The organism is Labrenzia sp. THAF187b (genome assembly GCF_009363375.1).
Lineage (GTDB): Bacteria > Pseudomonadota > Alphaproteobacteria > Rhizobiales > Stappiaceae > Roseibium > Roseibium algicola.
In genome coordinates, this window is the sequence record NZ_CP045344.1 from 2,086,743 (window position 1) to 2,099,098 (window position 12,356).

The following is a 12,356-nucleotide window of genomic DNA, read 5'->3' on the forward strand; positions in this document are numbered from 1 at the left end:
ACCACTGCTAATCTTGGCCGAGCATGATCGAGTCCGCGCAGAAACCCTGACGCTTCGGCCGGTGCAACGGCACGGGGCGTCTTTACGGGTTCCGGCGGATGAGAGGATCTACCTGCCGCTTCGGTTAGTGGGTATTTCAGGACGATCTTGCCGACGCGCGGGGTTGCTCACCGCACTCCGCGCGTTTCTCGTCCGGATCAACGGGACTGATAGCGTTTGAGTGTCCGTTGATCCTGAAGTCCGATTTTCCTCCTCTTCCTCCCATGTGTCCGTGCGGTCTTTGCCGCCTGTCTGCCGTCGTGCCCTGTTGAGGCGGATGGCATCAGTGGATCTTCTTTTCCTGCCCTTCCGCCGAGGCGCTGTCCCTCGGTGCCGGGGTGTGTGTTTGCGAATGCATGTCTTCGCCTGCTTCGAGATCGCGCACCGAGGCACGGACGATCAGGCTCGCGTTCAGCACTGCCGGGGTAACGGGTGCCTTGCTGTCACCCTCGATCCGCTGCAGTAGCCGGCGCCAGGCGGTTTCCGCGATTTTGTCGACCGGCTGTCGGATGGCCGTCAGTCCGGTGTTGCGGGCGGACATCCAGGCATAGTCGTCAAACGCGACGACAGACGCGCGGCTCGGGATGTCGATCCGGTGTTCGGCGAGGGCCGACAACACGCTGAGTGTCGTGACGTTGGTAAGCGCGATGATTGCTTCCGGCAGGGGATTGCGTTCCATCCAGTCCAGGAGCGTCCTGGTGCCTGCGGTGATATCGGAACCCAGATTGAGAATAGTTGGCCGTTTGCCGGTTTGCGCCTCGATGATGGCGGCAGCCCCTTCCGTTCTTTCCAGGATCGGAGGGTGATCCAGGTCGGAAACGCCGATTGCAATGTTCTGGTGGCCTCGCTCCAGCAGATGCCTTGCGGCAATCTCGCCCGCCTCACGGTTGTCGATGGTCACCGTATCGGCAATTGCCCCTTCTGCAGCAACACGGTCGACCAGAACCATCGGCAAGGTGGATTTTGCTTCCTTCAGTTCCGGCGGCATGGTGCTTGAGCAGGGCACGGCAATCAGCCCTTCCGGCCGCCATGCAAGCAACGCCTTCAGACGTGAGGATTCCACCGCGCGGTCGTTATGGGAGCTGGCGACGATCACGTCGTAACCTTCCGCTGATGCGGCGGTTTCCAGTCTGGAGACGATGGTGGCAAAAAAGGTGTCGGTGAGGTCGGGGACAATTACCGCGATGATACGGGTTCGGCCCGAGCGCAGCTGGGAAGCGGCCCGGTCGAGCTGGTAACCGAGTTCGCGCGCAGCCTTGTGCACGCTCTCCTTCAGCTCGTCGTTGACCGGTTTGCGCCCGGAAAAGACGTTCGATACCGTCGCGATCGACACGCCCGCAAGAGCGGCGACTTCCTTGATGGACGGTTTTTTCCGGGACATCTGCCAGCGCCTCCCAACGCTGTTAAACGTTTTACAGTTAAACGTTTAACAGTGCGGTTTGAGGTTGGCAAGCGGAAAAATGGGAAAGGTAGGCTCAGAGCGTTTCGGAAAGGCGTTGCATCCCCCCTCCGCGCCCTGGGAGGCATGGGCGCGGAGGGGGGGCTTGGCAAAAGGGGAAAGCGCGGTGTTAGCGCTTCCAACCCTCGGTTTTCATCAGGGCCGCGGCTTCCGGGGTCTGGAGGAAGTCCAGAAAAGCCTTGGCTTGCGGGTCGGCGTCGGGGGAAAGCACGACGTTGACATCGCGCCAGATGCGACGGTTTTCGTCCAGTTCAACAAGGCTCAGAACGTCCGGGTTGTTGATTGGCCAGTTCGGCCAGGTGATCCAGGCATCGGCCTCAAGGTCCTTGAAGGCCCGGAAACTGGCACCGGAGCCTTTTTCAAACGCGACGATGTTCGATCTGAACGCCGACACGTCACCGAGATTTCCGGTCCTTCCGGCGATATCTTCCCAGACACCTGTACCGGATGTGTTGGCGACACCGGCGCCCTCGGTCACGACGATCTTGATCCCGTCCTTGAGCAGGTCTTCAAAGCCCTCGATCTTTTTCGGATTGTCCGCGCGCACGGCGATGATGGCGGGCCGGATATAGATCGGCTGAACCTGGGAAGAGTCAAAATTGCCATAGGTTTCCAGAAACGCCGTCATGGATTGTTCGGATGTGCCCCAGAGGATATCGGCATCCGCCTGGGCTTTTGCGGACCAGGTGGTTTCCGGGCCGGCCGTGATTTCGACCTTGTTGCCGGTTTTTTCTTCAAAGGCTTTTGCAACTTTCTGGAACGCCGTGTGCGGGCCGCCCGCACCATAAAGTCTGACAACTCCGTCGGCGGGGCGGTGTTTGATGGATGGATCGGCGAGTGTGCTTTCCTGGGCGAGTGCAGGGCCGGCGCAAACCAGCAGCGCGAGAGCACAAAGGGAGGTTTTCATATCGGAATTCCTGAATTCTGTTGGCTTGTGACGCATGCGCGCCGAAGGCGGTCTTGCACCGCCCCCGCACCTGACTACGCCGGCCGGCTGCCAGGTCTTCCCAAGGGCGGGGTCACGAACACGCGAGGTCTCTGTCAGAATGGTCTGGCGACTTTCAGTTCGATTGTTGCGCCGGGTCAAGCTGGGTCTGGATCAGGTGGGCAAGGTTCAAAAGCTGTGAGCGCGGCATGTCGCCGGTCACTGCGTAAGTGAACCCGGTGTCGCTCCAGAAAAACGCCTGTTCCGTGCCGGATTCCGCGAACTGGAATTTCGGTTCACCGTCGACCCCGCGGCGCAGATAGACGGTCACCCGGTTGCCGTCCGCATCGTCATACATGAGTTGCGCTGCCGGATCCGCCCCGCTGGGCAGCAGGCGTCCACCCATCAGCGTCAGTCCGGCAACCCGCAGATCGGGAATGCGGAACGGATGGTTCAGCCGATTGCCGAGCCAGGTCGCCAGATGCCGCTGGTCGCTGGCTGCCACCTCGACCGGATGGGCAACCTCAACGGTGAATGTTCGGTGAGCCGTCAGGGCATCGGTCAGGAAGGGCTGATACGCTGGCAGGCTTGCATCCGGTTTCAGCGACCAGCCGGCAAAGACGCCGACCAGCAGGGCCGCAGCGATGGAGGCGGCCATGCCGGCGCGCGGCAGCCATCTGCCCCCTGAAGGCGCGGTCAGGCCGGGAGGTTCTGCAGTCACGCGGGAATAGGCTGTCTTCAGGTTTGCCGAGATCCGGCGGTCCGCCTCAACCCGGGCGGCAGCTTCCGGATTGTCCCTGAGATAGGTTTCGACCTCGCGTCTGCGGTCCGCAGGCAGCTCGTCGTCGACGTATCGAACGAGGTCTTCCTCCCGGATGGGAGGCTCCGTCTGGGAAATCATGTCACGCTCCTTAGATGGGGACGCTCGGAGGCGCGGGGGTCTTCTCTCAGTCTGGCACGGGCGCGGCTGATGCGCGACATGATGGTTCCTTCGGCAACGTTCAGGATTGCGGCGGCTTCTGCATAGGTAAAGCCTTCCACGCCGACCAGGAACAGTGCTTCGCGCTGGTCTTCTGGCAAGGCCAGCATGCGGTTCAGCAGATGCTTGAGCTCGGCGCTGTCCTGCTGCGAGGCGGGCGCCTGAAGCTGGTTTTCCAGATCGTCCAGGTCGATATGGTTCGAATGGCGCCGCAAGCGCCGCCAGCGGCTGACGTGAAGATTGCGCATCATGCGGAAGAGCCACGGCCGCAGCGGTACGGACGACCGGCGAAGGCTCCATTTGCGCAAGGCCCGTTCCAGGCAGTCCTGCACAAGGTCCTCCGCTTCCGCCTGGTCGCAGGTCAGCGTTACCGCGTAGCGATGCAGCGCCGGCGTCTCCCTGAGCAGGTTTTGGGTATTGTCGGGCAAGAGCTCTTCCTCGTGGACACTACTGACACCAACGCCTGTGCTGCGCGAATTATTCCGTCGCCGGCGAAAAAGATATTTCGGCTCCTTCGGGAAGGAAAACATTGCCACCTGCGTGGACAGCACCGGATGCGGCCGATCGCATCTGGAACAGTGAACGAATGGAGATCTGAAATGAAGCCGATCAGTCAATTTGCCGCTACTGCCTTCGCAGGTACGGTTCTGTTTGCATCCGCAGCCCTGGCCGGGCCGGGTGAAGACCTGGCACGTACCCATTTCAACAACATCGCAACCGGCAAGGTCGATGCCCTCAAGGCGTCCTATTCCGACAAGGCCGTGCTGGAATGGGTCGGTGGCCCGCTGGATGGTGTCTATACCGGTGCTGCAGACATAGGCACGGTCTGGACCAAGTTCACAGGGGCGCAGGGCAAGTTGAAGGTCGATGTCTCGAATGTTCAGGAAAATGCCAATCCTGCTGGCGTGACGGTGACCGCCAATGTGCGCTTTTCCGGCAAGAACACGATCCCGGTCCGCTACGTCCTGACCTATCGGAGTGGCAAGCTGGCAAGCGAAGTCTGGCAGATCGACCCCAAGCTCGCGAAGTAAGCCGGCATTTCCCTGCCTGCTGTTCCCGCTTGCATGGCAGGGGAAACCGGCGCGCAAGCATCCTGCGTTTGCAAGAACGCAGGATGTCTTTTTGCGCAGGGCAAGGCCCCGTTCTCGAAAAATTCGGCCCGGGCACAAACTCTCCTCTCACCACGGTGACAGGAGGCCTGTGGTTGATAGGCGTTCTCTTGTTTCAGAAGATCGAAAGGACGCCCCATGAACAGAACTCCCGTCAATCCCTGGCCCTGGTCGCTCAGGCTCGGCTACAATCAGGCCGAAATTGTTGAAGGCATGGGCAGGCAGCTGATCTGCGCCGGACAGACCGCTGTCGACGAGGAGGGAAATCCTCAGCATGCCGCGGATATGCGCGGTCAGATCGAGCTTTCGCTGGACAACCTGGAAGCCGTACTGGCCGAAGCGCGGATGACCCTGGCCAACGTCATTCAGGTCAAGGTCTACACAACGGATGTGGACGAGGCCCTGAAGAATTTCGAAGTCCTGGGAGCGCGGTTCGGCCGTCTTGACGCTGCGCCGCCAATGACACTACTTGGCGTGAGCCGGCTTGCGCTTCCTCCGCTCATGTTCGAGATCGAAGCGACCGCTGCCGACTGAGGCCCGACACCTGAATGCAGCTTCGAAGCGGTTGCATCCGGTTTTCTGGAGCGTGAGGAAACGGAATGCGACGCGCGGAAAGACTGTTTCGGATCATCAACGAGATGCGGACCCGCGACGTTATCCGGGGCGCAGAACTTGCCGAACGGTTCGAAGTCAGCCTCAGCACAATTTACCGGGACATCGCCCACCTTCAGGCGTCCGGCCTTCCCATCGAAGGGGAGGCCGGTATCGGTTATCTGCTGCGTCCGGGCTTCGATCTGCCCAACATGACGTTTACCCATGATCAGGTCGATGCGCTGGCGATCGGCCTTTCCTTTGTGGAACGCACGGGCGACCCGGCGCTGGCATCGGCGGCACATGAAGTGCGTGCCATGATCCAGGCCGGCATGCCGGATCCCGATAAACGCAAGCTGGCCGACGCGCCGTATTTCAGCCTGCAGATCAAGAACAGCGCCCCACCGACCGTCAGCCTGATCCGCGAGGCCATCCGGATGCAGCTCGTTGTCGATATTTGTTACGAGGATGCCGATGGAAAACCCACGGAGCGCAGCGTCCGCCCGCTTATCATCTGGAACATGACAGACGGGTGGATGTTCAGTGCGTGGTGCGAAATGCGTCAGGCTTTCCGCACCTTCCGTTTCGACCGTATCGTGAAACTGAGCGTCACAAGCACGGTTTTCGAGGACGACGAGACAAGAGGACTGCGTGCTTTCCTGGCAACCGAGCCTTGCGAGGAAGAGGGGTAGCCGGAGCATCCTACAGGTCCAGCGACCACCGGTCACTGGACTGGCCCTTTCAGGATCAGGCTGCCAGGCTGGTCATCTCTTCCTCTGCCCAGGAACCATCCGGCTGGTAGCGCGCGGCCATACGTCCGTTCCGAAGCGTGAACAGATGCAGCCAGCCATTTTCGAAAAGGTTCCGGACATCCGGGTGCGCATCCAGAATGGTAGATATCGCCGCTTCGGGGGCTTCGATCAGAACCGACAACCGGAGAGGGGTGTGCATCCCTTTCTCGCCATCATGCAGTGCCTGTGCAGGTAGGCCGGGCCGCAGGCGCCCGCCGTTGCCTTCCACAACGCCAATGCCGCCAACCACGTTGTGGATGAGTTTGTTGCCGCCACCGAAGACATCCGGCGCAACTGAAGAGCCATAGTATTGCAGGCTGATCCAGCTCGCCACGACCACCGGGGCGGTGAGGATGAGTTCAAGCGTCTTGAAGTCCTTGTCGGTTTTCCAGTCGTAGCTGTGAAGGAAGGCGCGACCTTCCAGATTGGCCTTCGATGTCAGATTTCTGGGGGCAGCGATGAACGCGGCACAGTCTGCAAGTCCCCACTCCGGCCTGATTTCGGCCCAGTTGAATGCTCTGGCAGCAATGGAGGCAGCATTCGTGCCCGGCAAGCGCAAGGCGCGCTCGGCCCGTGCCTCGGCTCCCGCCCGTTTCAACCATTTTTGCAGAAGGTCGAATTCATCCACCGGGCCGGATTGGTCCTTGTCGAACAGGGTGATCTCGTCTGTAGTCGTGTCGTGGAGCGCCGCGACAAACCGGGTGTCGTCAGGCAGAGCAATGCCGTGGGCGGCAAGTCCGGCGCGGGTTTCGGCATCGTTCAGCAAGCTTGCAAGCAACCGCGCTGAAACCTCGCCTGAATGGCCACCGCACGCGCCGCAATGATAGGCGCTTTCATGCGGATTGTTTTTCACATTGGCTCCGTGGCCAACCAGCAAAACCATCTGCGCATGATTGTTCGTGAGGCTCATGGCCTTCAGGACCGCAGCGGCGGTCGCTGATTTCGTCTCGGCATCAAGCGTCGGGTCGAGCCTGGGGGCGGCGCTGGTCGAGACCTTTCTTGTGGGGCGGCCGAGCGAATCCTTCACCAGCTTGGTGACATACAGTGGGCCGGCAGCTTCCACATAGGCGAAGGACGAGACAGCGGCCTGGCGGAACCTGTCCAGTGCCCGTATGGCCCGCGCACCGATGCGTGCCGTCTTTTCCTCACCGGGAGAACCGTGGCAAGTTGACGTCATGGACGGTTTCAGCAAGACCGGCAGGTGATTTTCTTCAACATCGGAGCCGTGGTCCCGGTGAGCAGCGGGAAGACCGAAGAAACCGGCAAACCCGAGTGTTTCGATCGATGGGCTCTGGTTTTCCAGCGCCCGCCGGAAGACTTCCGAGCGCACGTCGATGCAGAACGCTGCCTGAAGGGCAGGGCGCTCCCCGGTGTTCCTGGTCGGTGCCTTCAACAGTTGTCCGAGAGACCGCTGGTATGCCCGCTCGGCCGCGTCCTGCAAAATGGCATCGATAATCTGGTCACGATCCGGAACAAGTGGCGCAGCATGAAGCTGAAGCGTGGCTTGCCACTGCTCGGCGATTGCCGGGAATCGGTTGAAAAGCGCCTCTTCCCAGATCAACCGGACGGCCAGCAGGTCGCCGAGCGTGCCGTCCGTCGTGCCGTCCTGTTCTGCCTGCCACAGCAGCCAGCGTGCATGTTGCGCCCAGCCTCCCAGGTCCATCAGCAGCCGGTGAAACAGGGTTTCGGCAGCCGGAACGCTGATGTCCAGCCGGTCGGTTACCCGCAGGATTGCCTGTTCGGAAGTATCCGGAGACGTGGTTACGTGGGAGCAGAACCCCGTCAGTCCGGCAATTTCGGGTGTCAGGTCACGGCTCGCCCAGGACCGCCAGGCAGCATAAGCGCCCTCGCCCGGGGCCGGAGACCAAAGCGCCTGGCCGCGGTCGAAGTAACCGGCGGCCCACAGACCAACGGTTTTTTCGATAACCGACGGCCAGTCAATGCCGGATACAGAAGCAGCGAGTTCGGCAATGGTTGGTACGGCTGCCGGTGCCGGTCCATCCATTTGGGCGACTGCCTTGAGCTGCGCGACATCCGCCGGCTTGTTACCGGCGTTGTATGCCTCAAGGGCGGCCGTCAGGTCTTCATCCAAGATGCGGCCACAGGCGATCTCGGCGCCGTAGTCGCTTCTGGGCCGGGTCAGGTGGATGCCACTCGTTCTGGCAAGGCGTGCGGATGCTTCCGCGAGGCTCTCTCCAGCCTGGCCGAGGAACGGATTGACGGCAACGGTCGCATCCAGCGGAAAGGCGGGCGGGATGGCCCTTATGGCTGACGTGCCTGCCTCGAGGATGCCCGAAACCCGTAGTGAGCTGAATTGGGTGTGCTTGATAAACATCTGAAGTGCCTCGTCTTACTTGGAGTTCGCAACCCGGTATCCGCCGATGAAACGGTCGAGGAGGGCGTTGAGGTAAAGGCCGTTGGCGATGTGAACGCGCAAGCCGGCGTTCGACGGGTGGTGTGACCAGAGGGGAAAAAGCGTCTGAGCAACGGCAACGATGCCGAAGGAAAGCACCGCCAGGACGATCAGTGCCCATTCGAGGGGGCCGGCGACAGGTGCCTGCGGCAGAGCTGCACCCCATAGAAGGTTGGCAACCTGCTGGAAGCCGAAATAGGCAAAGGCAACGATGACTGCGGCCAGCGAGGTGCGATACGTCAGTTCAGCGGGGGCCGCATCTGCAAGACCTTGCGCCACCAGATAGGCCACACCGAAGATGAGCATTGCTCCGATGGCAAGCGCCTGAGGGGTTTTCGGGCCTGCGATCATCGAGAAGGCGAAGGAGACTATCGCGTAGAGAAACAAGGCGATCGCGAAGGACCGGAGCACGTTGGCAACGCTGGGGATTGCGATCGGGCCGGGGCGCCGCAGCTTGGCCACGGCCAGAACCGCTCCACCCGAGGACAGGAAGGCATGGGCCTTGTAGAGGGAGTGCGCGACCACATGGAGCAGCGCGAGTGGCCAAAGACCGAGACCACACTGCAGCAGCATGAAACCCATCTGGGAAATCGTTGACCAGGCAAGGGCTGTCTTCACCGCGCTTTGGGTCAGCATGACCACTGCCCCGAAGAGAGCGGTCAGGCCACCAAGAGCCACGAGCGTGCCCATGGCGCCAGGACTGGCCTGAACCAGATCTGCCGTCCTGATCAGAAGAAACCCGCCGGCATTGATGATGCCTGCATGAAGCAGGGCGGAAACCGGGGTCGGCGCCTCCATGACTTCCGTCAGCCAGCCGTGCAGGGGGAAGGCGGCCGTTTTCAGCACGGCTGCCAGCACCAGGAACACCACTGCCAGATGTTCGACGAAGGAGAGATCAGGCCCGACCGTTTCAGAAAGCTGTCCAAGCTGTGCGGTGCCGGTGCTTGCCATGAACAGCCCCGCGGCCAGCAGCAGCGAGATGTCACCTGCATGCCAGACAAGCGCGAATTTGGTGGCGGCCCGTTGGGCGGCGGCGCGCTGCGGGTAAAACAGCAGAAGCCTGCGCAGGCAGAGGCCGATCCCGGCAAAGCCGAGGACAAGCAGGAACAGGCTGCCCGACTGGACGACCACCAGTACGGCCGCAAGTGCCGTGAGCATCAAGCCGTGGAAGGCCCCTTCTCGCGTTTCGCCGTCGAGGTAGGTCCGGGAGTAACGCATCACCACCCAGCCGATGAAGGTGACCAACAGGGTCATCGTCACGCTGATGGGGTCGAGCCGCACAACAAGCGTAAACGGACCCTCGAACAAGGTTGCTTCCGTTGCTCCCAAGACCAGAAGCTGCACCAGACCGGCAAGGGCAAGCACAAGGGCGATAAACGCACTTGCTTCCGAAGCCTTGGGATAGAGCCCTGGGCGGCGGCCCGGACACATTGTTGAAACGGCCGCTGAAGCCAGCAACAGCAACGGCGCAAGAAGGGGCAGGGGAAACAGGTACGGCATGGGAACCTCACGGACGCTGAAAGACGCCGTGGATATACCGCCTCGTTTTCTTGCAAAAAATTACATATTATAATCAAAATCGTTCTATAATTTGGAAGTATTCTCGTGCTGAACCTTCATCATCTGCGGCTTTTCCGGGCAGTTGCGCGGGATGGAACACTGACGGGAGCTGCCAGGGTGCTGAACCTGTCGCAGTCGGCACTATCCTCGCAGATCAAGACGCTGGAAGCCTCCCTTGGACACGATCTGTTTGAACGACGCGGACGTGGGCTGGTGCTGACGGAGGCCGGACGGATCGCTCTTGATCACGCGGAAGCGATCTTTCGGACCGCCGAGGACCTGACGGCGACCCTGCGCAACGCGGGCACCGAGCGCAAGGTTTTGCGGGTGGGAGCACTCGCAACGCTTTCGCGAAATTTCCAGATCGGCTTCCTGGAACCCCTGATCGGACGATCGGACGTCGAAGTGGTGCTGCGCTCCGGGGCGCAGGCAGACCTTCTGAGGGCATTGGAAGCACTGGCGATCGACGTGGTCCTGACAAACCTTGTGCCAGCCCGCGATGCCTCCAGTCCCTATCTCGTACATGGACTTTCCGAACAGCCGGTCAGCCTGATCGGACCCGCAACCGCAGCCGATCTGGCGGGGCTGCCCTTGCCGGAGCTTCTGTCTTCGCAGCCGCTGATCCTGCCGACGCCGGAATCGGCCCTCAGGGCATCTTTCGACGCGATGGTCGAGCAACTGGGTGTCGTCACCAAAGTTGCCGCGGAAGCCGACGACATGGCGATGATCCGCCTGCTTGCGCGTGCGCACGCGGGGCTTGCCGTCATTCCGCCGATCGTCGTGAGAGACGAGCTTGCTTCGGGACGGCTGATCGAGCTGGGCAGGCTGGAAGGGCTCAAGGAGGAGTTCTTCGCCGTCACGCTGCACCGGCGCTTCCCGAACCCGCTGGTCGCCGACTTGCTACAGGCTTTCAAAAACAAGACGGACTGAGCAAGGGTTTCAAGCCTTTGCCCAGTCCGAAACGTGGTGCCGAGGTCGTGTCAGTACGCGACCGACAAATGCGGGCCGGTGTTCTTGTCGACCACTTCCGGCTTGTCGGTTTCCACCTTGCCGGTCCAGCCGCCGCCAAGCGCCTTTTGCAGGGCGATGTAATAGGTGGTCAGGCGGACACGGCTCTGGATGAGCGTGTCTTCGGCGGAGTAGGTCGAGCGTTCAGCATCGAGGGCATCGAGGAAGCTGGCGGCGCCGGTCTGGTAGAGCGATCTGGAAAGCTCGGCGGCCGACTTGTAGCTTTCCGCCGAACGCCGCTGACTGGCGACACGCTTGCGTTCCTGGGTGAAGCCGACAAGAGCGTTTTCGACATCTTCCAGTGCCGTCAGCACCGACGCCTGGTAGGCGAGGAAATACTGATCGCGCTGGGCTTCGGCAATCTCGACGCCTGCCGCCAGCTTGCCTGCATTGAAGATCGGCACGGACAGCGACGGGCCGAAGGCCCAGCTGATCGAGGAATTCTTGCCGAGATCGCCAATGTCGGCTGCGGCGGTGCCGATGGAACCTGTCAGGCTGACGGAGGGATAACGCGCTGCCGTTGCCTGACCGATTTTCGCGGTTGCCTCCGCAAGCTGGCGTTCAGCCAGGCGAACGTCCGGGCGGGTCAGCAGGATGCTTGCCGGAATCCCGACAGGGATCGGCAATTTCGGTGTCGGGATTCGGCTGCTTGCCAGCAACCGGTCGGTAAGGGCAGTCGGCTGTTGACCGGTCAAAACACTCAGCCGGTGCATGGAGGCGGCAAGAGCTGTCTTCAGGGCCGGAATATTGGCCTCTGTCGATGCCGCCTGACCTTCCGCGTTGGCAACGTCGAGACCGGAGGAAGAGCCGGCCTGGAAACGCTTGCGGATGAGATCGGCCGAGGACTGCTGCGATTTCGCGGTGTCCTGCGCCAGTTTCAGCCGCTGCTGAAAGCCGCGCGCTTCGACATAGTTGGTGGCAAGGTCACCAATCAGGGTCAGCAAGCTTGCCCGAAGCTCTTCCTCAGCAGCATCAAGACCGTATTTGGCCGCTTCCTTTGCTCGGCGGTTCGCGCCGAAGATGTCGATCTCCCATGCGGCATCGAAACCACCGTTCCAGAGCGTGCCGACGCTGTCGGACCCGCTCGATTTGGAGCGGCTCACGCCGGCCGCACCGTCAAGGCTCGGAAAGAGCGACGAGGAGGCCTGTTTGTAGCTTGCCCGGGCTTCACGCACCTTGGCCTTGGCGGTGCGGACATCCAGGTTGTTCTGAACCGCGAGCGAGATCAGGCTGTTGAGCTGGGCATCGCCCAGCTGCGTCCACCAGTTGGCAAGTTGCGGCACGGAGGCAGGCGTTTCGCCTGTCGTGTTGCGCCACTTGCCGGGTACGGAGACATCCGGGCGCTGATAGTCGGGGCCGACGGAACAGGCACTCAGCAGGGTTGCCGCCATCAGGCCCGCTCCCAGCCGCAACCAGGTCTTGCGGCGCTGAGAGGGGACGGCGCAGGCAGAGCCGGCCTCAGGTTTGAAAAGGGTCATCGAA

At 61.5% G+C, this 12,356-nt stretch carries 11 protein-coding genes; 4 read left to right on the top strand and 7 right to left on the bottom strand.

Annotation, left to right across the window (positions count from 1 at the left end; genetic code table 11):
- Window positions 1–322: 322 nt before the first annotated feature.
- The 4 genes from FIV03_RS09690 to FIV03_RS09705 all read right to left on the bottom strand — a co-directional run bounded on the left by FIV03_RS09690 (window position 323) and on the right by FIV03_RS09705 (window position 3,830).
- On the bottom strand, window positions 323–1,420 hold the full coding sequence (locus FIV03_RS09690) for a LacI family DNA-binding transcriptional regulator (RefSeq protein WP_152509413.1): 1,098 nt from the start codon (window positions 1,418–1,420) through the stop codon (window positions 323–325).
- Window positions 1,421–1,607: 187 nt separating this feature from the next.
- Window positions 1,608–2,405: a substrate-binding domain-containing protein gene (locus FIV03_RS09695; RefSeq protein WP_152509414.1), complete on the bottom strand. Its 798-nt coding sequence runs from the start codon at window positions 2,403–2,405 to the stop codon at window positions 1,608–1,610.
- 154 nt (window positions 2,406–2,559) lie between these two features.
- Window positions 2,560–3,324 (bottom strand): anti-sigma factor, encoded by a 765-nt coding sequence (locus FIV03_RS09700; protein ID WP_152509415.1) that lies wholly within the window; start codon window positions 3,322–3,324, stop codon window positions 2,560–2,562.
- The gene (locus FIV03_RS09705; protein ID WP_197923201.1) at window positions 3,321–3,830 is read right to left on the bottom strand and encodes a sigma-70 family RNA polymerase sigma factor; all 510 of its coding nucleotides are present in this window, start codon (window positions 3,828–3,830) and stop codon (window positions 3,321–3,323) included. The genes FIV03_RS09700 and FIV03_RS09705 overlap by 4 nt, the downstream gene beginning before the upstream one ends.
- Before the next feature lie 171 nt (window positions 3,831–4,001).
- Here FIV03_RS09705 and FIV03_RS09710 point away from each other — a divergent pair, with 171 nt between their 5' ends.
- The 3 genes from FIV03_RS09710 (at window position 4,002) to FIV03_RS09720 (ending at window position 5,794) form a co-directional block, all read left to right on the top strand.
- Complete coding sequence (locus FIV03_RS09710; protein WP_055661544.1) at window positions 4,002–4,433, top strand: nuclear transport factor 2 family protein; 432 nt, start codon at window positions 4,002–4,004, stop codon at window positions 4,431–4,433.
- Between the two features lie 216 nt (window positions 4,434–4,649).
- Entirely contained in the window at window positions 4,650–5,045 is a 396-nt protein-coding gene (locus FIV03_RS09715) for a Rid family hydrolase (RefSeq protein WP_152509417.1), read from the top strand.
- Window positions 5,046–5,110: 65 nt separating this feature from the next.
- On the top strand, window positions 5,111–5,794 hold the full coding sequence (locus FIV03_RS09720) for a YafY family protein (RefSeq protein WP_152509418.1): 684 nt from the start codon (window positions 5,111–5,113) through the stop codon (window positions 5,792–5,794).
- A gap of 55 nt (window positions 5,795–5,849) precedes the next feature.
- On the opposite strand, the gene FIV03_RS09725 is transcribed toward FIV03_RS09720, so the two are convergent.
- Both FIV03_RS09725 and FIV03_RS09730 read right to left on the bottom strand, forming a co-directional pair.
- Complete coding sequence (locus tag FIV03_RS09725) at window positions 5,850–8,228, bottom strand: DUF2309 domain-containing protein (RefSeq protein ID WP_152509419.1); 2,379 nt, start codon at window positions 8,226–8,228, stop codon at window positions 5,850–5,852.
- A 15-nt stretch (window positions 8,229–8,243) separates the two neighbouring features.
- Complete coding sequence (locus FIV03_RS09730; protein ID WP_152509420.1) at window positions 8,244–9,806, bottom strand: proton-conducting transporter membrane subunit; 1,563 nt, start codon at window positions 9,804–9,806, stop codon at window positions 8,244–8,246.
- A 99-nt stretch (window positions 9,807–9,905) separates the two neighbouring features.
- Here FIV03_RS09730 and FIV03_RS09735 point away from each other — a divergent pair, with 99 nt between their 5' ends.
- Window positions 9,906–10,796, top strand: coding sequence for a LysR family transcriptional regulator (locus tag FIV03_RS09735; RefSeq protein WP_152509421.1), 891 nt, complete (start codon window positions 9,906–9,908; stop codon window positions 10,794–10,796).
- A 50-nt stretch (window positions 10,797–10,846) separates the two neighbouring features.
- Here FIV03_RS09735 and FIV03_RS09740 read toward each other — a convergent pair whose 3' ends face one another.
- Window positions 10,847–12,352 (bottom strand): efflux transporter outer membrane subunit, encoded by a 1,506-nt coding sequence (locus tag FIV03_RS09740; protein ID WP_152509422.1) that lies wholly within the window; start codon window positions 12,350–12,352, stop codon window positions 10,847–10,849.
- Window positions 12,353–12,356: the final 4 nt, after the last annotated feature.